Here is a 20,030-nt window from a genome sequence, read left to right on the forward strand (position 1 = left end):
CAGCTTGGAGCTTGGGAAGCTGTGAATAAATCCCATCTGTGGTCTGTGGCGGCTTAACGGCTTGGATCCCGGGTTTGGTTGGCAACGAATGCCCAAGTCCTTTACTGTAAGCAATGGTTTAAAGTTTCAGGTAAAAATCCCGGGTCAGTTGTATCATGGCCTCTGAATAACGGCCGTCAGCTTCTCTTATATAAAGGGAAGAATGGGCTTTTGGCTCGGTAACCGCTTCGCCTTCCTTGACATGCTCAAGCAGTAACAACTGTCGGTTACAGGGCTTTTGAGGCGTGCTGCTGACACTGACCCGTGCGGCCAGTTGCAAACCTTGCTCAATTGCGGCGCGCTCAAATCTCTCTAGGCTCTGGATTGGCAGAATAAGACTCGCCTGCCCCTGTGGTTTTAACAACTGCTTTATCGCCAGACACAGCTCGTCAAAGTTCAGTTGCTCCGTATGTCTCGCTGTGGCCCGTTTGGGGTCATTGGAGCGCGGGCCGGTTTCGAAATAGGGCGGGTTACAGAGAATATGGTCGAACAGCGCTGAGTCTGCCAAGGCAAGTTCATCGCAATAGGCCTGAATCGAGCCTTGAAACAGAGCGAGTCTGCTCGACCAGGGTGAAGCCTTGAAGTTGGCATTGCTGGCATGGGCTGCGCTGTGGTCGATCTCAACCGCCAGTATTTCGGCCTCACTGCGCTGCGCCGCCATCAGACTCAGCAAGCCGCTGCCGGCCCCTATATCCAATACTCGTTTGGCCCCGGTTAAGGGCGCCCAGGCGCCCAAGAGCACCCCATCGGTGCTGACCGGCATACCGCAGCCGTGATCTTCGATATGAAATGCCTTGAAACTGAATGCCATTAACTGCCCAACCTCTCAAGCAAAATGCTTGGCGGTGATTTTATCCCGAAAGAGTCGTGATTCGCCAAGGCTTTGCCATAGCTTTGTTTCGCTGGAGTTCATACTTTGGCAGGGGATGCTGCTCACTTTAGGTTAGTGATGTCGGGCGAGTGTTAAAGGTCGTACCAGCAGGGAGGTTGGGCCGCCAGTAAATGTTTGCAAAATGCTATGTCTGTTGCCTCGTTTGGGGCGGGGTGTGACCTTGAACAACTTTTTTTCATCCTGAGATTTGCATCTGTTGTGTTTTTGGTCGGCTGTTGGGGCGTGTTATTGCGTACTTTGGTTGGGTCTGGTATTAGTGTTTCCCCTTAATTCGCAGCATTCTGCGAATTAGATCAAGGTAAAACAGTTTTAGGATAAGCAAAGCAGCGAAAACCCCTGCCATTTGTTCATAAACTCGCCAAGAATGGGCCGAATTTACCACGGATGCCTGTAATAAAGGCTTTACACTCGAATAGGGCGAGCGCGGCGGCTGTTATTTCAGCTATAGCTAAAAATGTCGCAATCACTTAAGTTTATTAAAAAAACATAACAAGATGGGGCATACAGTGCACAAGACTCAATTGACACTTGGTGACACCCTGGGCCTGGGATTCATGACCTTTGCGTTTTTCCTGGGGGCGGGCAACCTGATTTTTCCTCCTTTTGCCGGACAACTGGCCGGCGACAATATGCCACTGGCCATGATTGGCTTTTTGATTACCGCCGTGGGGTTACCGCTGGCTGGCTTGATAGCTGTCGCCAAGGCGCAGGGCAAGGTGATGAAGCTGTTGCCGGCCTTTGCCGCGACAGCTCTGGCGGTGGCAATTTATATCATTATTGGCCCAGCCTTCGCGGCGCCTCGTACCGGCCTGGTGGCCTATGAGATTGGTGCGCTGCCTTTCATTCAAGACCCAGCATCGGTAGTCAATATCCTTGGACTTGAACTGAATAAGCCGCAACTATTTTATACCCTGGGATTTTTTATTGTGACTATGCTGCTGGCACTGTTTCCAGGCAAGCTGATGGATAGCATAGGCAAGGTGTTGACTCCTGTGCTGATTCTGCTGCTGGTAGGACTGGCTGTCTCGGTGATCTTGCTGCCCGGCAGTGAGGTACCGGCCGCCAGCGGCGACTATATCAAGCATCCGCTGACCAAAGGCATTATCGAAGGTTATAACACTATGGACACCCTGGCGTCCTTGATGTTCGGTATGCTGATTATCGATATTTTGCGTAACAAAGGGGTGTCTGAGCCAGGCTTACAGACCCGCTATCTGGTGCGTGCCGCCTTGGTGGCCGCTGCCGGGCTGGCATTTGTGTATGTGTCACTGTTTTTCCTTGGGGCAACTGCCGGCGATATGGCCAAGGGCGCAGAGAGCGGTGGTCAGATCCTCACCAATTATGTGACTCATGAGTTCGGTGACATGGGGATTATCCTGCTGTCCACAGTGGTGACTCTTGCCTGTTTGACCACGGCCGTAGGCTTGGTGAGTGCCTGCTCTGACTTTTTTCAGGAGTTGATCCCGGGTGCCACTTATCGCTTCCTGGTGGTGCTGTTCAGCGTGATCTGTGCCGTGGTAGCCAACGTAGGTCTAACCCAACTGCTGGCTATCAGTATCCCCGTGTTGATGACCATCTACCCAGTGGCTATTGCTTTGGTGTTGGTGACCTTCCTGACACCGTATTTCCGCAATCCGAAATTTGCCCACAGATTGGCGCTGTCGGTGGCCTTGTTCTTCGGGATTTTTGATGCGCTTAAGGTGACTGTGGCTTCACTCAAGCCGTTGACTGAAGTTGCCGAACCCAATGGTTTGCTGTTGGCATTTGTTTCAGGGGTGGAAAGCCTGGCCCCTGTGATGTCTACCTTGCCGCTTTACGAAGAGGGCATGGCCTGGCTACCGCCAACTCTGACAGTGATGATTATCTGTCTGTTTGTCAGCCCTAAGGCCGCGCAAACGACCTGAGGAAGGTATTCACTCGCAAGTTGCATCTATGCTCTGCATTGGCTTACCGGGCTGATGTAAGGCATAGTTCGCAGCAACTAACCTTAAGTCCTTTGCAAGAGCTCTGAGTGGCTGGAGTCTATTTCGAGACGGCGTTATCCTTGATGACGCCGTTTTTTATTGGAGTATTGTTTGTGGCCGCGACTTCTTCATCCGCTTATGTCCAGGATCCCTTGATTGAAGGTTTTCTCGATGATTTATGGTCCAGTAAGGGGTTGAGCGACAACACACTGGCTGCCTATCGCAATGATTTGCGCCATTTTGATCAGTACCTGCAGGGAAGAGGGCTGACGCTCAGTAGTGCCGGGCGCGAAGTGGTGCAGGATTATCTCGGTTTTCGATTCGATAAAGGGGGAGCCGAGAGCAGCAGCGCCAGGTTGAAGAGCAGCTTGCGGCGCTTTTATGGTTTTTTGCTGCGTCGGCAACTGATAACGGAAGATCCTATGGCGCGTATCGCCTCCACCAAGCTCAAGCGCAAACTGCCCGGCAGTCTCAGCGAGGCCGAGGTGGATGCCTTGTTGGCTGAGCCCATACGGGAAGATCCGGTCGAAGCCAGAGACAAGGCGATGCTGGAGCTGTTATACGCCACCGGGCTCAGGGTCAGTGAGCTGGTGGGGTTGACGCTGGAGCAGGTGAGTCTGCGTCAGGGGCTGGTACGGATCACGGGGAAAGGCGGCAAGGAGCGTCTGGTGCCCATGGGCGAGGTGGCCGTCAGTGAAATAGAGTCCTTCCTCAAGTTGGCGCGCGCCGAGCTGCTTGGCGGTAAACAGAGTGATGTGGTGTTTCCCTCCAAGCGCGCCCAGATGATGACCCGCCAGACCTTTTGGCACAGGATCAAGCTTTATGCGTTGCGGGCTGGTATCAGTACTGAGTTGTCGCCCCATACCCTGAGGCATGCCTTTGCCACCCATTTGCTTAACCATGGCGCTGACTTGCGGGTAGTGCAGTTGCTGCTGGGGCACAGCTCGCTGTCTACCACCCAAATCTATACCCATGTGGCCAATGCCAGGTTGCAGTCGCTACATCAACAGCATCATCCAAGAGGTTGAATAGGTTATCCCCTGTAAACCATTTGGCTTTAACGCTAATGGCCGAGAGGGGTTTGATGAGAGCAAGCTCTTGTATAAGATGGTATTAGTTGCTTTAACTGACAACAGCCTGTAACTTTTCAGCCTCTGGCCCGGTCTGATGAAAGACGATAAAACCCAATCAGGCCCAAATAAGATAGGATTTCCAATGAAGTTAACCCGTGCATTTTCCCTGTGTCTGGCGCTGGCGGTTACACCCTTTGTCGGTGCTGCCTCAGCGGCTTCCGAGCCGGGTGATCAACTGAAGCAAAAGCTCAGTGACACCTTGGGTATTGAAGTGATCTCTATGGCAGATTCACCTATCCCAGGCCTGTATCAGGCAATCACCAACCGTGGCGTACTCTATATCAGCAAAGATGGTTCCAAGCTGCTGCATGGCAATGTTTATGATCTGAACCAAGGGATGAAAAACCTCACCGAGGCGGCGCTTGCAGGCCCAAGACTCGAGATGCTCAAGCCATTTGAAGACAAGATGCTGGTCTACAAGGCCAAGAACGAAAAGCATGTGGTGACTGTCTTTACCGATATCACCTGTGGTTATTGCCGTAAGCTGCATAACCAGATGCAGGAATACAACGATTTGGGGATAACAGTGCGCTATCTGGCCTATCCCCGTCAGGGCGTGCCTTCACCCAACGCCGAGGAGATGGAAGCGGTTTGGTGTGCCAAGGACCCTCACAAGGCCATGGATGACGCCAAGGCCGGCAAGAGTATCAAAATGGCCAAGTGCGATGCCAATATTCCTGGGCAGTATCAACTGGGGATGAGTTTCGGCATCAATGGTACTCCGGCGGTTATCCTCGAAGATGGCAGCCTGATCCCGGGTTATCAGCCACCGAAAGAGTTGTTGTATAATCTTGAGCGTGCTCAGCAGTAATCGAAAAATCCCATTCAAAAAGGCGAGCAACCCACTCGCCTTTTTGTTATCTTGCCCGCCAAAGCCATTTTCAAGAATAACCCACAGTGATCCACAAAATCGTCCGTCGTCCCAGGGTGGACGACAGCCATTTACCCGCTAATTTGCACCCGCTTTTAAAACAGATTTACGCCAGTCGCGGCGTTCAGGCTCCCGAGTGCGAACTGGTGCTCAAGCGTCTGCTCAGGCCGGATACCATGCTGGGCTTGCAGCAAGGGGCTGAGCTGGTGGCCGATGCCATCGCCGCCAACCGCCGTATTCTGATCATGGGTGATTTCGATGCTGATGGCGCCACCTCCACCAGTGTGTGTCTGTTGGCGCTCAGAATGATGGGAATGGAAAACTGTGATTATCTGATCCCCAATCGTTTCGATTATGGTTATGGCCTCAGCCCTGAAATAGTGGCGGTGGCGCACGGCAAGGGCGCTGAGTTGCTGATCACTGTTGATAACGGTATTTCCTCCATCGAAGGCGTCAGGGCCGCCAAGGCGCTGGGGATGACGGTTGTCATCACAGATCACCATTTGCCGGGCAATGAATTACCCGAGGCCGATGCCATTATTAACCCCAACCAACCCGGTTGCAGCTTCGCTTCCAAGTCGATTGCCGGGGTCGGGGTGGCTTTCTATCTGATGTTGGCACTGCGGGCCGAGCTGAGAAAACGTCACTGGTTTGTTAATCATGCCTTGGCCGAGCCCAACTTGAGCGTATTGCTGGACTTGGTGGCCCTGGGCACAGTGGCCGATGTAGTGTCGCTCGATGCCAACAACCGTATTTTGGTGGATGCCGGTATCAAACGGGTGCGAAACGGCGCCTGTCGTCCGGGGATCACCGCCTTGCTGGAGGTGGCCCGCCGCAATCCGGCGCGTTTGGTGGCCGCCGATTTCGGCTTTGCGGTTGGCCCCAGACTCAACGCCGCCGGAAGGCTGGATGAGATGGCACTCGGGGTCGAAACCCTCTTGTGTGATGACATGCTCAAGGCAAGAAGGATGGCGGCCGAGCTCGATGGCCTCAATGCCGAGCGCCGCGAGCTGGAAACCGGCATGCAGCAAGAAGCGATGAAGAGCCTGGAGGCGCTGCAGCTCAAAGAGAGTGAACAGCCCTGGGGCATAGCCCTGTATCAGCCGGACTGGCATCAGGGGGTGATAGGTATTCTGGCTTCCCGGATTAAAGACAGGTTTCACCGCCCGGTAATCGCCTTTGCCGAAGCCAGCGACACTGAAATCAAGGGCTCAGCCCGCTCCATCAAGGGGCTGCATATGCGCGATCTGCTGGAGCTTATCAATGCCCGTCATCCCGGAATGATCCTCAAGTTCGGTGGTCATGCCATGGCCGCCGGGCTCTCTTTGCGTAAGGATGCCTTTGAGCAGTTTGCCGCGGCCTTTGACACCTGTGTCCGTGAGCTGCTGACCCTGGAAGATCTCAATGGCGAGCTGTTCTCCGACGGTGAATTGCCGCTTGAATGCTTTACCCTGGATACGGCGCAACTGCTCAGAGATGCCGGTCCCTGGGGCCAGGCCTTCCCCGAGCCGCTATTTGATGGCCATTTCAGAATTCTGCAGCAGAGACTGGTGGCAGAGAAACACCTTAAACTGGTGCTGGAGACTGAGTGCGGCCGGATCATGGCCGATGCAATCGCCTTCAATGTGGATCTCAAGACCTGGCCCGATGCCAGCATCAATCATGTGCGCCTGCTGTATAAGCTGGATGTGAACGAGTTTCGCGGCAACAGTAACCTGCAGTTGCTGGTTGAGCAGCTGGAGCCCCTGTAAAACAAGCAGTAAAACAAGCAGTAAAACAAGCAGTAAAACAAGCAGTAAAACAGGCAGTAAAACCAAGTGCAAACCGGGGTCTATTTAAGATAGAGACAGGCTGAGTAACGGCTCATATGTCGCAGGAGAGCAAGATGAATAATCTGTTTGCCAACATACCCAAGCAGCTCGATGCCGAGCAGTTTGACGCGCTTTTGGCTACGCCGGATCTTAAAATTGAGCGCATTCTGTCCCACGGTCAGGTAACGCCCGAAGGGCAATGGTACGATCAAGCGCAGCATGAATGGGTATTGCTGCTGCAGGGCGCCGCCCGGCTGCAATATGAAGATGGTTCAGAAGTGAGCCTGAACCCGGGGGACTGGCTCAATATCCCCGCTCATGTACGCCACAGAGTCAGCTGGACCGCCGAGGATCAAACCAGCGTCTGGTTGGCCATTTTTTACTCCTGAACCGACGGTTCTTGCTCTGCTCTTGCCCTGCAATCCGCTCAATTTTCCACAAAAAAGCCGCCAGCAGGCGGCTTTTGGCATTCAAGCTTAGGGCTTACTTGATGGTTTTAACCCCTTCTGGGGTGCCCACCAGTAGCACATCGGCGCCACGGTTGGCGAATAGACCATTGGTCACTACGCCCACTATGGCATTGATCTGCACTTCCAGCTCTTTGGGATTCAGTATCTTCAGGTTATAGACATCCAGAATGACGTTGCCGTTATCTGTTACCACACCCTCACGATAGACAGGATCGCCACCCAGTTTCACCAGCTCACGGGCCACATAGGAGCGGGCCATGGGGATCACTTCTACCGGCAGCGGGAAGTTGCCCAGCACATCGACTTGCTTGGTGTTATCGACGATACAGATAAACTTGTCGGCCACGGCCGCAACTATCTTTTCCCGGGTCAGCGCGGCGCCGCCCCCCTTGATCATGTCCATGTGGCCGTTGATTTCATCGGCGCCATCGACATACACAGACAGCTTGTCTACCGAATTGAGATCAAATACAGGGATCCCCAACTGTTTGAGTTTGGCGGTGGAGGCTTCAGAGCTGGAAACCGCGCCTTCAATTTCGGCCTTTATCGTGGCCAGAGCATCGATAAAGTGGTTGACGGTAGAGCCGGTGCCCACGCCAACTATGCTGTCTTTCTCGACATATTCCAGCGCCGCCCAACCGGCCGCCTTCTTCATTTCATCTTGGGTCATAATGCCATCCTGTTGATTCTGACAAATTCACTTGAACTTGCCCTAGTATACTCCGAGTTGCAGTGAAAAGTGCCGCTCAATCTTGTCCTGAAGAATAGTTCTTGAAGAACAACATAGGTTAAGCATTTTTTACTGCGCCCGCCTGCGCCCATGCGCTACCATAGCCGGTGGGGGAACGGCCAGGCTGATGTGGCAGTACTGCGCTGAAAAAGTGCACTGGTGCCGCTTGAATATGTCGCATACCGAACCTATTTAGAGCGCAAAACTGACCTGGTTTAAGGAGATTTAAATGGCTGGAGCGAGTCTACTGACTCTTTTGGATGATATTGCCACCATCCTGGATGATGTGGCGGTAATGAGTAAGGTTGCTGCCAAGAAAACTGCCGGGGTGTTGGGAGATGATTTGGCGCTCAATGCGCAGCAGGTAACAGGGATCAGCGCCGATCGGGAGCTGCCTGTGGTATGGGCCGTTGCCAAGGGCTCTTTTCGCAACAAGCTTATTCTGGTGCCGGCAGCCCTGCTGATCAGCGCCTTTATACCCTGGGCCGTTACACCGCTATTGATGTTCGGTGGTTTGTTTCTCTGTTTTGAAGGCTTTGAAAAACTCTGGCACAAGGCCAGCCATAGCAAGGCTTCTGCCGAAGCAGACGATGAAGCCGTCATCGAAGCTGCCATGAAAGAGGTCGAGGATATTCGCGCCTGGGAGGCACAGAAAGTCAAAGGGGCGATACGTACCGACTTTGTGTTATCGGCGGAAATCATCGCCATCACCTTAGGGATTGTGGCGGAAAAAGCCTTTATGACCCAGTTGGCCACTCTGTCTATCATTGCCGTGGTCATGACTATCGGGGTCTATGGCTTGGTGGCCGGTATCGTTAAGCTGGATGACGCCGGGCTGTATCTTTCAAGGCGCAGAGGCGAGGGTTTTTCGGCTCACAACCTCAGGCGTATTGGGCTTATGCTGGTCAGCGCCGCGCCCAAGCTGATGAAGCTGCTCACCATAGTAGGTACCGCCGCCATGTTTATGGTGGGGGGCGGTATTCTCACTCATGGCCTGCATTGGGTCAGTGAGCAGATAACCCATGTTGCCAACTGGGTAGGCTCTCTGGCTGTGGCCGGCCCTGTGCTGGCAGCGCTGACACCTACCTTGCTCAACGCCCTGTTCGGCATTTTGGCCGGTGCCATCGCCGTGGCCTTGATGAGTCTGCTGGCGCGTTTGAGAGGCAAGGGCGAAAGCCACTAAACAAGCCAAACTATAGATTCCGGAATTGTAATAAAAAACGCGGCTCAAGAGCCGCGTTTTTTGTGTTTGGTGCGGCTCAGTTAATCACGCCACAGGCCATGCGGGCGCCACCGCCGCCCAGTGGTGACGGGTGATCTGAATGGTTATCGCCTCCCATGTGGATCATCAGCGCTTTGCCCTTGACGTCGGCCAGTTTCAACCTTGGTGCCAACACAGGTGTGGAAGCCATGCCATCAGCATCGACATAGAGCGGTGGCAGATCACCCTTGTGATTGTCATCTGTCCAGGGGTAACCGTGCTTGCCGCTGCCATCAGGGTCGAAGTGACCTCCGGCCGCGCCGCCCAATACCGTCTTGCCGTCTTTGCTGCTGGTGTCACAACTGCCATTTTGATGCACATGGAAGCCGTGAACGCCGGGCGTGAGTTGCTTAAGATTGGGGGTTAACACCAGGCCGTAGGCAGAATCGCTGAGACTGATGCTGCCTATGGGGCTTGGGCCATCGGCCGACAGTAATGAGATGCTGACCTCTTCGGCGGCCAGATGTGATGCGGCAAACACCAGTGACAAACAACCCGGGATCAGGATGGACTTTTTCATCGCTTGTTCTCTCCTTTGAGTGGAATTCCAAAAACGACAAGGCCGACTCGGCGGCATGATAATCAGCTGTATATATGGCTTTCAGCATAGAAGTCGTTTGGACAGAGTGCCAACAGGGCGGACGTTATTAACCGGCTCTGACATTCAAGCCAACGCCAGAAGAGGATTCGCCAAGATATTCAGTAACAGCAATAACCGCCTGGAGCCAGGTCTCAGTGTTGCTCCAGCTTGGCCTGCCACAGGGCGCTTTGCTCCATGGGGCTCAGTGAACGGCGGGCGCAGTAAAGGCTGATACCGCAGCAAAGCGGCACTATCAGGAGATCCGAGGCATGAAAGCGCAGTAACAACCAGAGTGCCAGGCTATAAAGCAGTAGCGTAATCAGCGGAACCGGCAGCAAAAGCTGCCACTCGAAACACTTCCCCAGCCATCTGGCACCCAGGCCCACAGCCACCGCCGGCAGCATATACAGCCAAACCAGAGTGCTGTTGCTGCTGGCCATAAATAGAAACAGCCATACAGCAAGAATGGCGCCCAGCAAGGCGCCGAGCATTGCCTTGGGCCGTGACTGTTGCCGGCGCATATTTTGATAGGTTTCCCGCTGCATCTGCTGCTTAACCTTGGCCCGCTGGGCACTGTCTGGTCTATCAAGGCTGCGATACTGGCGTGCCATACTTGCTTACTCCGCGACATCTCTGGCTGACTTTATACCACTTTTTTGGGTCAAGATTCAGCCGTCAGAGTGTTGAAGCTATGCAGCTTGTCCGGAGTAACGATAAAGGGCAGCGGGATATCCCAGGGGGCGAGGGGCAGGGAGTCCACCAGCTGCAGGGTATGGGCAAAGCCGACTGCCAGCAATGGCACAGTTCGGTCGCCTTGCTGCGCCGCGGCCAGTGTTCTGTCGTAGAAGCCGCCGCCCATGCCCATACGGTTGCCCTGGGCATCGAAGGCCACCAATGGCGTAAGGATGAGATCCAGCTTAGCCAAAGGCACCAGACTGCGGATATCCAGCCTGGGCTCGGGGATACCAAAGCGGTTGGCGTGCAGTTCACTGGCGAGTTGATAACGCAGAAACAGTAAACGTCCCGGGGCAAAGGGATGAATGATTGGCAGACAGGTGGTGATTCCCCGTTGCCATAGCGCTTCGATAAGGGGAGCCGTGTCCAGCTCGCCGTCACAGCTAAAGTAGAGGGCGACTGTCTTGATGGCTCTGCCCTGGGCGCTCAGTTCATCGAGCAAGGTTAGAAACTGCTCACAACCCTTGAGGGCGGCGACATGCTGCTCGGCTTCGGGAATGGCTCTGCGGGCATGGCGAATAGCCTGCCTGAGCGTCTTGCAACGCGCATCACGGGGTTGGCTGCTTGAGTCTGTGTGGGTCATAAAGAGGATGCTCCCCAGAATGTCGATGCCGGTGTAGCCCTTGAACCGTAGGTTCAAGGCGGGTAAATGATTACCTCCTAAGGCTTCTCGGTTCGCGCCGAGCATGCACAATGTCAGTAAAACATTCACCCTGAGATTAAAAATATCGGCACAGGGACATTACCAGCTGTCGCACACCCCAGGGAGCAAATTCTGGGTCGAACCTGTGAGGGTTCGTGCTATTTCAGTTTAATCCTCTCTTGCGCTTCGCTCAACCAATGCGTGCTCAAGAGTGGATTGCAGCAAACGGATTCTGTCATCCATTTGGCTCATATAATCTTGATTCTTCCGCTGCTCTTCATAGAGCTCATAGCCTATGTTGAGTGCGGCCATCAAAGCCATTTCCTCACGGCTGATGGCGTTGGTGCGGGCCTTTATCTTGCCCAGTTGCAGCTCCAATTTCTGCGCCACCGCTTGCAGTGCCTGTTCCTGACCCGGGGGACAGGCGATGGAGTAGGTGCGCCCCAACAGGGTGATATCTATGGCACTGTTACTCATCTTCCGCACGGGATCCTTTTCTTTGGCTCTGTGGCGGAATATATCTAGCTCAGCGTTAAAGTGCAAGACAAGCGCCACTTTGTTGCGTCGGCTGCTGGTTCTATGAGCTTCCCTGGCGCAAAATCCCGGCAGTAGCTAAACGGCGAAGCCTGGATGCATTGCAAATGCACGACCTGGCTCGCAGCTTGGGTAAGATTCGAGTCTTGGTCGCCACCCCTAACTCTGCTAGCATGACGGGGGTAAATTCAATACTTGGACAGCTTTATGGCAACCCCACCCTCATTACGTATCGAAAGCCTGCGCAGTGCGCTCGACAACGCCGACATAGGTCAGCATCCGGTTGAAGTGCATGGCGCTTTGGTGGGCCTGATTTGTGGCGGCGTGCCACAGCAGGAGCAGGCCTGGTATCAGCCACTGCTCGAGCTGATGAACGACGGTCAGCGCCTGCCCGACGAACTGACACAACTGATAACCGAACTTTTTGGTGATACCGTCAATCGACTGCAGGATCCAGACTTTGGCTTCACCCTGCTGCTGCCGGAAGAGGAAGAACCTCTGACAGTGCGGGTCGAAGCGCTCTCGCTCTGGACCCAGAGCTTCCTCACCGGCATCGCCATTATTCAACCGGGTTTGAATCAGGCATCGGAAGATGTTCGTGAAGTGATCAAAGATCTGGCGGAAATTGCCCAGGTAGAGTTCGATGTTGCCGACGATGACGAATCTGAAAGTGCATATCTCGAGCTGCTGGAGTTTGTTCGCATGGCCGCCATTCTCTGCTATTCAGAGTTCGGCCCAGAGTTGCCTGATCTCGACGCCGAAACACAAGACAATAATACGCTGCATTGACAGGGCGCCCGTTCGCCCGGTCATTTTCTGTGACGGCACCCATTGAGCGTGCCTGAGTAGAGGAAAGATGAACCCGCAAGTTGACGCCCAAGCTGTGAGTCAGGAATGCACTGAGCTGGATATCGCCATTGTCGGCGGCGCCATGGCCGGTGCCACCTTGGCATTGGGGCTGGCCGACCTGGCCAGGAAACTCTCCCGTCCGCTGAAAATAGCCGTTATCGAGGCCTTCGATCCCGCCAGGCAACATCCTGGTTTCGATGCCCGCTCCATCGCCATAGCCAATGGCTCAGTGTTTGAACTCAAGCGCCTCGGTATCTGGCCTTTGCTTGCAGACCTGGGCACGGCGATAACCGATATTCATGTCTCGGATCGCGGCCATTTCGGCATGACAGAACTCAACTCCGAGCAGTTTGCGCTGGACTCCCTCGGCCAGGTGGTGGAACTCGAGCGGGTCGGCCAGCGGCTGTTTGGCGCCATCGGCAAGAGTGATATCCAGCTTTATTGCCCGGCGCGTCTCGAGAAGCTGCAAACCTCGGCTGCGGGCCATAGTTTAACGCTCAGTAATGGTCAGCGGCTTTCCTGCCGCTTATTGCTGGCGGCAGATGGGGTTAACTCCTCGGTGCGTGCCCAGCAGCAACAGGCGTTGCAGCAGTTTGAGTTTGGTCAGAGCGCGGTTATCGCCAATGTTGCTACCGACAAGCCCCATAATGGCATGGCCTGGGAGCGCTTCACCGAGCACGGCCCGCTGGCTTTGCTGCCTATGGGCGACAGCGACGGCCAGGCCCGGCTCTCTCTGGTGTGGGCCTTGCCCCATGAAGAGGCCGAGCGGGTGCAAGCTTTGCCGCAGGCCGAGTTTTTGCAGCAGCTGCAACAGGCCTTCGGTTATCGGGCCGGGCGTTTTGTGGCCGTGGGGGAGCGTCACCGTTACCCACTGAGTCTCTCTTACATGCCAAGACCCATCTATCACCGCACGCTTTATTTGGGCAATGCCGCCCAGACTCTGCACCCGATAGCCGGGCAGGGGTTCAATCTGGGACTCAGGGATCTGGTCACTGTGCTGGAAACGCTGGAGCCGGTATTGGCCAAAGGCACTGACCCAGGCGCAGCCCAGGTGCTGCATGCCTATCATGCCGCCCGTGAGCAGGACAGACGCCAGACCATCAACAATATTGAGTTTCTGGTGCGCGGTTTTTCCAACAACTACTGGCCGCTGGTGGCCGGACGTAATTTGGGACTCAGGATCCTCTCCTGGTGTCCACCTCTCAAGACCCCGGTGGCCCACAGAGCCATGGGGTGGCACAGGCAATCGGCTGCTTGTTTGTTTTCCAGGAGTCAGTGACGATGAATTTCCAAAGCTATGATGTGGCCGTGGTGGGCGGCGGTATGGTGGGACTGGCAACGGCCTGCGGTTTGGAGCAGGCCGGGCTCAAGGTGGTGGTGATAGATGCCGCCGGTGCCGCGCCGGTCGAGGGTGCGCCGCGCCTGAGGGTCAGTGCCATCAACAAGGCCAGCCAGGCGCTGCTTGAACACTTGGGTGCCTGGGCCTATCTGGACAAGTCCCGTCTCGGGCCATACAGCAAAATGGATGTCTGGGAAAAAGACGGCATGGGGCGCATCCAGTTTGATGCCCAGAGCCAGTGCGAGACTTCCCTTGGCACCATAATCGAAAACGATGCCATTCACTACGCCCTGGCCCAGCGAGCCGCAGAGCTGGAACAGCTGACACTGCTGGAACACACCCGGCTTGAGCGTATCGCCTTTGGTGAGCGTGAAGCCTGGCTGACGCTGGATAACGGCGATAACCTCAGTGCCGCCCTGGTGGTGGCTGCCGATGGCGCCAACTCCTGGGTTCGCCAACAGTGCCAGATCCCACTGACGTTCTGGGATTACGGTCATCACGCCATAGTCGCCAGCATTCGCACTCAGTTGCCCCATGGTGACTGCGCCCGCCAGGTGTTCAGTGCCGACGGCCCACTGGCGTTTCTGCCGCTTTATGAGAGCGACCTCTGCTCCATCGTCTGGTCGGTGCCGCCGCAAAAGGCCGAAGCCTTGCAGGCTTTGGATGATGAGGCCTTCTCCCGGGCGCTGACCGCCGCCTTCGATGGTCGACTGGGCCTGTGTCAGCTGGAGAGTGAACGCCGGAGTGTTCCGCTGCGGATGCGTTATGCGCGCCATTTCGCCCGCCATCGTTTGTTGCTGGCCGGCGATGCGGCGCACACCATACATCCGTTGGCGGGGCAGGGGGTTAACCTGGGCTTCCTCGATGCCGGCGCCATAGTGGAAACCGTGGCGGCATTGCACGGTGAAGGCAAGGATATTGGCGCCTATGGCGAACTGCGCGCTCTCGAGCGCTGGCGCAAGGCCGAGGCGATGGAGATGATAGCCGCCATGGAGGGGTTCAAGCGGTTGTTTGCCGGCAGTAATCCTTTGAAGAAGGCGATTCGCGATCTCGGTCTCAACTTAGTGGACAATTTCGCTGGGCTGAAAACAGTGTTCATGCAACAGGCCATGGGGCACAAATTCAAGCTGCCGCGTCTGTGCCGTCCTGAATAATCTTCATCCCGGTTAGCCGAATGTGAAGGAAAATGCCCAAAAACAGTCGTTCTTGGGCGTTTTTTATGCTTTAACTGTGATTTGCTGTAAAAAAATTACAGGCAAACCATGAGAAAAATTAATCCATAATAGTTCGGATTAGAAAAATCACTTGTATACAAATTTGTGACGCAGGGTATAATTTCGCTGCATTTTAACTCAGTGTTGCCCCTGGGTGACACTGTAAAGCCCCGACTAGAAGGGATAACAATGGCTAATAAAACTGTACTCTTTAACAAGCACTTGGAAGCCAATGCCAAGATGGTTGATTTTCATGGTTGGGAGATGCCACTCAACTATGGTTCGCAGATAGAAGAACATCACGCAGTGCGTCAGGACGCCGGTATGTTCGACGTCTCCCATATGACGGTTGTTGATGTCAGCGGCAGCGACGCCAAAGCCTTCCTGCGTAAACTGCTGGCCAACGATATCGCCAAACTCAAGGTTTCCGGCAAGGCGCTGTACAGCGGCATGCTGAACCATGAAGCCGGGGTGATTGACGATCTGATCACTTATTATCTCGATGACACCCATTACCGGGTTGTTGTCAACTCAGCCACCCGCGACAAAGATCTCGCCTGGATTGCCGAGCAGTCCAAGCCCTATGATGTCACAGTGACAGAGCGTCCTGAGCTGGCGATGATTGCCGTGCAGGGCCCTAACGCCAAGGCCAAAGCCGCCACTGTGTTCACTGCCGAGCAAAACGCGGCCGTTGAAGGCATGAAGCCTTTCTTCGGTGTGCAGGCGGGCAACCTGTTTGTGGCTACCACAGGTTACACAGGTGAAGAAGGTTACGAAATTACCGTGCCGGCAGAAGAAGCCGAAGCTCTGTGGCAAGCGCTGCTCGATGCCGGTGTTAAGCCATGTGGTCTGGGCGCCCGTGATACGCTGCGCCTGGAAGCCGGGATGAACCTCTACGGTCAGGACATGGACGAAACCATTAACCCATTGGCCGCCAATATGGGCTGGACCATTGCCTGGGAGCCGAGCGATCGTGACTTTATCGGTCGTGAAGCCCTGACAGCCATCAAAGCGGCCGGAGCCGACAAGTTTATTGGCCTGGTGATGGAGCAAAAAGGCGTGCTGCGCCACGGCATGCCGGTATTCTTTACCGATGCCAACGGCCAAGAGCAGGAAGGCGTGATCACCAGCGGTACATTCTCACCGACATTGGGCTATTCTATTGCGATGGCCCGGGTACCGAACTCCATTGGGGATACGGCCGAAGTCGAAATGCGCAAGAAGCGCGTCGCTGTTAAAGTAGTGGCGCCAGGCTTTGTGCGTAACGGTAAACAAGCATTCTAAAACACGGGAAAGGAACAAGAATAATGAGCAATATTCCAAGCGAACTGAAGTACGCTTCTTCTCACGAATGGATCCGCAAGGAAGAAGACGGTAGCTACACAGTCGGTATCACTGAACATGCGCAGGAGCTGCTGGGTGATATGGTTTTCGTTGAATTGCCGGAAGTAGGCGACACTGTCAGCGCCTCTGAGGATTGCGCTGTGGCCGAGTCTGTTAAGGCCGCTTCAGATATCTATGCCCCTCTGTCCGGTGAAGTGATTGCCATCAACGAAGCGCTGGAAGACAGCCCTGAGCTGGTCAACAGCGATGCATTCGGTGACGGCTGGTTCTTCCGTATCATGCCTTCTGACCTGTCTGAGCTGGATAACCTGCTGGATGCCGAAGGATATCAGGCTGTCATCGACGAAGAATAAGCGTCGCTGAAAAACGAAGCCCTCCGGGGCTTCGTTTGTTTTACCACTAAATAAAGAGACTGGTACACCGCCTCCCTACGGCTGGATACCGGCGAACATGGAACAAGGTTAATCATGACCAAGCAAACCCTCACTCAGTTAGAGCAGCACGAACTCTTTATCCGTCGTCATATCGGCTCCGACGCCCTGCAGCAGCAAGAGATGCTGAACTATGTTGGCGCCGAGTCACTGGAAGATCTGACGGCGCAGATAGTACCGGAGTCGATTCGTCTGAACCGGGATCTGGCCGTGGGCGAAGCCTGTGGCGAAGCCGAAGGTCTGGCCTATATCAAGGGCCTGGCCAAGCAGAACAAGGTATTCAAGAGCTACATAGGCATGGGCTACTACGGCACTGAAGTGCCTAACGTCATTTTGCGCAATGTGCTGGAAAACCCGGGTTGGTACACGGCTTATACCCCATACCAGCCGGAAATCGCCCAGGGTCGTCTGGAAGCGGTACTGAATTTCCAGCAGATGTCGATGGACCTCTCCGGCCTGGATCTGGCCTCCGCCTCGCTGCTGGACGAAGCCACTGCCGCCGCCGAAGCCATGGCGCTGGCCAAACGGGTATCCAAGGCCAAGAAAGCCAATATCTTCTTCGTTGCCGATGACGTATTCCCGCAGACGCTGGATGTGGTCAAGACCCGCGCCGAATGCTTTGGTTTTGAAGTCGTCGTAGGCCCCGCCGAGGAAGCGCTCAATCATGAACTCTTTGGTGCCCTGTTTCAGTACAGCGGCAAGACAGGCGAGCTGAACGATCAGCGTGAACTCTTCGCCAAGCTGCGCGAGCAGAAAGCGGTTGTGGCTGTTGCCGCCGATATCATGTCGCTGGTATTGCTCAAGTCTCCCGGTAGTCTGGGCGCCGATGTGGTCTTTGGCAGCGCGCAGCGCTTCGGCGTGCCTATGGGATATGGTGGCCCGCACGCCGCCTTCTTTGTGACCCGAGATGAGCACAAGCGTTCCATGCCTGGCCGTATTATAGGCGTTTCCAAAGACAGCCGCGGCAACACAGCGCTGCGGATGGCGATGCAAACCCGTGAGCAGCATATCCGCCGCGAAAAGGCCAACTCCAATATCTGTACCGCGCAGATCCTGCTGGCCAACATGGCCTCTTTCTACGCCGTATACCATGGCCCACAAGGGCTGAAGACCATAGCCGAGCGTATTCACCGTCTGACCGACATTCTCGCCGCCGGCCTCAAGGCCAAGGGCGTTGAGTTGGTCAACGCTAGCTGGTTCGACACTCTGACCTTCAAAGTGGCCGACAAAGACGCCGTGCTGGCCCGTGCCATTGCCGCCGAGAGCAATCTGCGTATTGATGCCGAAGGCACTCTGGGTGTCAGCCTGGATGAAACCACGACTGCTGACGATCTGGCAGCCCTGTTCGATATCATTCTGGGCGCCGGTCATGGCCTGGATGTGGCGGCACTGGACGCTGAAATCCTTGCCAAGGGCAGTGAGTCCATCCCTGCGGCGCTGCTGCGTGATGAGGCTATCCTGACGCATCCAACCTTCAACAGCTTCCACAGCGAAACCGAGATGCTGCGCTACATCAAGCGTCTTGAAAACAAAGACCTGGCGCTGAACCACTCGATGATCTCTCTGGGTTCATGCACCATGAAGCTGAACGCCACCGCCGAAATGCTGCCTATCAGCTGGCCGGAATTTGCCAACCTGCATCCATTCTGCCCGCTGGATCAAGCCAAGGGCTATGAAAAGCTGCTCAATGAGCTGTCTGACTATCTGGTGGAAATCACCGGCTATGACGCCATGTGCCTGCAGCCCAACTCGGGTGCATCCGGCGAATACGCCGGTCTATTGGCCATCAAGAAGTACCATGAATCCCGCGGCGAGGGGCACCGCAATGTCTGTCTGATCCCTCAGTCGGCTCACGGTACCAACCCGGCTTCGGCGCAGATGGCCGGTATGAAGATAGTGGTTGTGGCCTGTGACAAGCGCGGTAACGTGGATATGGAAGATCTGCGCGCCAAGGCGGCCGAAGTGGCGGGCAACCTGTCCTGCATCATGATCACTTATCCTTCCACCCACGGCGTGTATGAAGAAACCGTCTCGGAGATCTGTGAGGTGATCCATCAACACGGCGGCCAGGTGTATCTGGACGGTGCCAACATGAATGCCCAGGTGGGGGTGACCACTCCCGGCTTTATCGGCGCGGACGTTTCCCACCTCAACCTGCACAAGACCTTCGCCATCCCTCATGGCGGCGGTGGTCCAGGCATGGGCCCTATCGGCGTAAAAGCGCATTTGGCTCCTTTCGTTGCCGGTCATACTCTGGTTAAGCCGGGCCGCGAAAGCGACAACAACGGCGCCGTTTCTGCCGCGCCTTACGGCAGCGCCAGCATACTGCCAATCAGCTGGATGTACATCAAGCTGCTGGGCGCCAAGGGCCTGCGTGAATCAACCCAGAACGCCATGCTCAACGCCAACTATGTGATGAAGAAGCTGTCAGAGCACTATCCAGTGCTGTACCGCGGCCGTAATGACCGTGTGGCTCACGAGTGCATTATCGATCTGCGCCCGCTGAAAGAAGCCTCCGGCGTCACCGAAATGGATGTTGCCAAGCGTCTCAACGACTACGGCTTCCACGCTCCGACCATGAGCTTCCCGGTTGCCGGAACCTTGATGATCGAGCCGACCGAGTCTGAGTCCAAGGCCGAGCTGGACAGATTTATCGAAGCCATGGTGGCCATCCGCGGTGAAATCGCCCGGGTCGAAGCCGGTGAGTGGCCTGCGGACAATAACCCGCTGCACAATGCACCACACACGCTAGCCGACATCATGGATCCCGCCTTCGACAGCCGTCCATACGATCGCGAACTGGCGGTATTCCCGAATGCCACAGTCAAGGCCAATAAGTTCTGGCCGACCGTGAATCGTATTGATGATGTGTATGGGGATAGGAATTTGTTTTGTGCCTGTGTGCCCATGTCTGAGTACGAATAACATGGCTACTTGGCCTCGATAATACGGCTTCATCCAATCATTTTCGCTGCTCATTTACTCAAGTAAACTGCGCGGCGAAAATGATCGGCTTCATTGCCTTCTCTTCGGCAGTGACGCCATGGTTGCTGTTTTGACTCGCTACTGCGGCGTTAAATCTTGGCGCCAGTGCTCATTGACATCAGTCAACTGCGCGCTGGCGCCATCGATTTGCCCCCGGCTTGGGTTTACACAAAGAGTGCTTCGTCAGCAACGCAATTATGGTTTA

At 55.2% G+C, this 20,030-nt stretch carries 18 protein-coding genes and 1 other RNA gene; 12 read left to right on the top strand and 7 right to left on the bottom strand.

Annotated features, from left to right (window positions below; translation table 11 throughout):
• Window positions 1–118: 118 nt before the first annotated feature.
• Window positions 119–850 (bottom strand): tRNA1(Val) (adenine(37)-N6)-methyltransferase, encoded by a 732-nt coding sequence (locus CX650_RS06785; protein ID WP_101095379.1) that lies wholly within the window; start codon window positions 848–850, stop codon window positions 119–121.
• Between the two features lie 575 nt (window positions 851–1,425).
• Here CX650_RS06785 and brnQ point away from each other — a divergent pair.
• From brnQ to CX650_RS06810, 5 genes are all read left to right on the top strand, one after another.
• Window positions 1,426–2,835: a branched-chain amino acid transport system II carrier protein gene (gene brnQ / locus CX650_RS06790; protein ID WP_071475464.1), complete on the top strand. Its 1,410-nt coding sequence runs from the start codon at window positions 1,426–1,428 to the stop codon at window positions 2,833–2,835.
• A gap of 143 nt (window positions 2,836–2,978) precedes the next feature.
• Window positions 2,979–3,923 carry a site-specific tyrosine recombinase XerD gene (xerD, locus tag CX650_RS06795; protein WP_083399719.1) on the top strand — a complete coding sequence of 315 codons (945 nt, stop codon included), beginning with the start codon at window positions 2,979–2,981 and terminating at the stop codon, window positions 3,921–3,923.
• A gap of 187 nt (window positions 3,924–4,110) precedes the next feature.
• Entirely contained in the window at window positions 4,111–4,839 is a 729-nt protein-coding gene (dsbC, locus tag CX650_RS06800) for a bifunctional protein-disulfide isomerase/oxidoreductase DsbC (RefSeq protein WP_039034550.1), read from the top strand.
• Between the two features lie 86 nt (window positions 4,840–4,925).
• Window positions 4,926–6,650, top strand: a complete 1,725-nt coding sequence (gene recJ, locus CX650_RS06805) for a single-stranded-DNA-specific exonuclease RecJ (RefSeq protein ID WP_101095380.1) — start codon at window positions 4,926–4,928, stop codon at window positions 6,648–6,650.
• Between the two features lie 134 nt (window positions 6,651–6,784).
• A complete protein-coding gene (locus CX650_RS06810; protein WP_101095381.1) occupies window positions 6,785–7,099 on the top strand; it encodes a cupin domain-containing protein in 315 nt (104 codons plus the stop codon).
• A gap of 94 nt (window positions 7,100–7,193) precedes the next feature.
• On the opposite strand, the gene rpiA is transcribed toward CX650_RS06810, so the two are convergent.
• On the bottom strand, window positions 7,194–7,850 hold the full coding sequence (gene rpiA, locus CX650_RS06815) for a ribose-5-phosphate isomerase RpiA (RefSeq protein ID WP_071475467.1): 657 nt from the start codon (window positions 7,848–7,850) through the stop codon (window positions 7,194–7,196).
• A 289-nt stretch (window positions 7,851–8,139) separates the two neighbouring features.
• Between rpiA and CX650_RS06820 the strand changes: the two genes are divergently transcribed.
• Window positions 8,140–9,093, top strand: coding sequence for a DUF808 domain-containing protein (locus tag CX650_RS06820; RefSeq protein ID WP_101095382.1), 954 nt, complete (start codon window positions 8,140–8,142; stop codon window positions 9,091–9,093).
• Window positions 9,094–9,169: 76 nt separating this feature from the next.
• On the opposite strand, the gene sodC is transcribed toward CX650_RS06820, so the two are convergent.
• The 5 genes from sodC to zapA all read right to left on the bottom strand — a co-directional run bounded on the left by sodC (window position 9,170) and on the right by zapA (window position 11,606).
• A complete protein-coding gene (gene sodC, locus CX650_RS06825; RefSeq protein WP_101052603.1) occupies window positions 9,170–9,691 on the bottom strand; it encodes a superoxide dismutase family protein in 522 nt (173 codons plus the stop codon).
• Window positions 9,692–9,903: 212 nt separating this feature from the next.
• On the bottom strand, window positions 9,904–10,362 hold the full coding sequence (locus CX650_RS06830) for a hypothetical protein (protein ID WP_101052601.1): 459 nt from the start codon (window positions 10,360–10,362) through the stop codon (window positions 9,904–9,906).
• A gap of 50 nt (window positions 10,363–10,412) precedes the next feature.
• A complete protein-coding gene (locus CX650_RS06835) occupies window positions 10,413–11,069 on the bottom strand; it encodes a 5-formyltetrahydrofolate cyclo-ligase (protein WP_101095383.1) in 657 nt (218 codons plus the stop codon).
• Between the two features lie 7 nt (window positions 11,070–11,076).
• A non-coding RNA gene (ssrS, locus tag CX650_RS06840) (6S RNA) lies at window positions 11,077–11,257 on the bottom strand.
• A 40-nt stretch (window positions 11,258–11,297) separates the two neighbouring features.
• On the bottom strand, window positions 11,298–11,606 hold the full coding sequence (gene zapA, locus CX650_RS06845) for a cell division protein ZapA (protein ID WP_039034557.1): 309 nt from the start codon (window positions 11,604–11,606) through the stop codon (window positions 11,298–11,300).
• Window positions 11,607–11,870: 264 nt separating this feature from the next.
• Between zapA and CX650_RS06850 the strand changes: the two genes are divergently transcribed.
• From CX650_RS06850 to gcvP, 6 genes are all read left to right on the top strand, one after another.
• The gene (locus CX650_RS06850) at window positions 11,871–12,452 is read left to right on the top strand and encodes a UPF0149 family protein (RefSeq protein ID WP_028779383.1); all 582 of its coding nucleotides are present in this window, start codon (window positions 11,871–11,873) and stop codon (window positions 12,450–12,452) included.
• A 67-nt stretch (window positions 12,453–12,519) separates the two neighbouring features.
• A complete protein-coding gene (gene ubiH, locus CX650_RS06855) occupies window positions 12,520–13,791 on the top strand; it encodes a 2-octaprenyl-6-methoxyphenyl hydroxylase (RefSeq protein ID WP_101052597.1) in 1,272 nt (423 codons plus the stop codon).
• Window positions 13,792–13,793: 2 nt separating this feature from the next.
• Window positions 13,794–15,005 (top strand): FAD-dependent monooxygenase, encoded by a 1,212-nt coding sequence (locus CX650_RS06860; RefSeq protein ID WP_101052595.1) that lies wholly within the window; start codon window positions 13,794–13,796, stop codon window positions 15,003–15,005.
• Window positions 15,006–15,254: 249 nt separating this feature from the next.
• Entirely contained in the window at window positions 15,255–16,349 is a 1,095-nt protein-coding gene (gcvT, locus tag CX650_RS06865) for a glycine cleavage system aminomethyltransferase GcvT (protein ID WP_101095384.1), read from the top strand.
• 23 nt (window positions 16,350–16,372) lie between these two features.
• Entirely contained in the window at window positions 16,373–16,762 is a 390-nt protein-coding gene (gene gcvH / locus CX650_RS06870) for a glycine cleavage system protein GcvH (RefSeq protein WP_025009008.1), read from the top strand.
• Window positions 16,763–16,876: 114 nt separating this feature from the next.
• Entirely contained in the window at window positions 16,877–19,765 is a 2,889-nt protein-coding gene (gcvP, locus tag CX650_RS06875) for an aminomethyl-transferring glycine dehydrogenase (RefSeq protein WP_039034561.1), read from the top strand.
• Window positions 19,766–20,030: the final 265 nt, after the last annotated feature.

Origin of the sequence: Shewanella indica (genome assembly GCF_002836975.1) — a bacterium.
GTDB lineage: Bacteria > Pseudomonadota > Gammaproteobacteria > Enterobacterales > Shewanellaceae > Shewanella > Shewanella indica.

Bases quoted from the DNA above. Each gene is read 5' to 3' on its own strand.
- CX650_RS06785 (WP_101095379.1), bottom strand. From the start codon at position 850: ATGGCATTCAGTTTCAAGGCATTTCATATCGAAGATCACGGCTGCGGT.
- brnQ (WP_071475464.1), top strand. From the start codon at position 1,426: ATGGGGCATACAGTGCACAAGACTCAATTGACACTTGGTGACACCCTG.
- xerD (WP_083399719.1), top strand. From the start codon at position 2,979: ATGACGCCGTTTTTTATTGGAGTATTGTTTGTGGCCGCGACTTCTTCA.
- dsbC (WP_039034550.1), top strand. From the start codon at position 4,111: ATGAAGTTAACCCGTGCATTTTCCCTGTGTCTGGCGCTGGCGGTTACA.
- CX650_RS06810 (WP_101095381.1), top strand. From the start codon at position 6,785: ATGAATAATCTGTTTGCCAACATACCCAAGCAGCTCGATGCCGAGCAG.
- rpiA (WP_071475467.1), bottom strand. From the start codon at position 7,850: ATGACCCAAGATGAAATGAAGAAGGCGGCCGGTTGGGCGGCGCTGGAA.
- CX650_RS06820 (WP_101095382.1), top strand. From the start codon at position 8,140: ATGGCTGGAGCGAGTCTACTGACTCTTTTGGATGATATTGCCACCATC.
- sodC (WP_101052603.1), bottom strand. From the start codon at position 9,691: ATGAAAAAGTCCATCCTGATCCCGGGTTGTTTGTCACTGGTGTTTGCC.
- CX650_RS06830 (WP_101052601.1), bottom strand. From the start codon at position 10,362: ATGGCACGCCAGTATCGCAGCCTTGATAGACCAGACAGTGCCCAGCGG.
- CX650_RS06835 (WP_101095383.1), bottom strand. From the start codon at position 11,069: ATGACCCACACAGACTCAAGCAGCCAACCCCGTGATGCGCGTTGCAAG.
- zapA (WP_039034557.1), bottom strand. From the start codon at position 11,606: ATGAGTAACAGTGCCATAGATATCACCCTGTTGGGGCGCACCTACTCC.
- CX650_RS06850 (WP_028779383.1), top strand. From the start codon at position 11,871: ATGGCAACCCCACCCTCATTACGTATCGAAAGCCTGCGCAGTGCGCTC.
- ubiH (WP_101052597.1), top strand. From the start codon at position 12,520: ATGAACCCGCAAGTTGACGCCCAAGCTGTGAGTCAGGAATGCACTGAG.
- CX650_RS06860 (WP_101052595.1), top strand. From the start codon at position 13,794: ATGAATTTCCAAAGCTATGATGTGGCCGTGGTGGGCGGCGGTATGGTG.
- gcvT (WP_101095384.1), top strand. From the start codon at position 15,255: ATGGCTAATAAAACTGTACTCTTTAACAAGCACTTGGAAGCCAATGCC.
- gcvH (WP_025009008.1), top strand. From the start codon at position 16,373: ATGAGCAATATTCCAAGCGAACTGAAGTACGCTTCTTCTCACGAATGG.
- gcvP (WP_039034561.1), top strand. From the start codon at position 16,877: ATGACCAAGCAAACCCTCACTCAGTTAGAGCAGCACGAACTCTTTATC.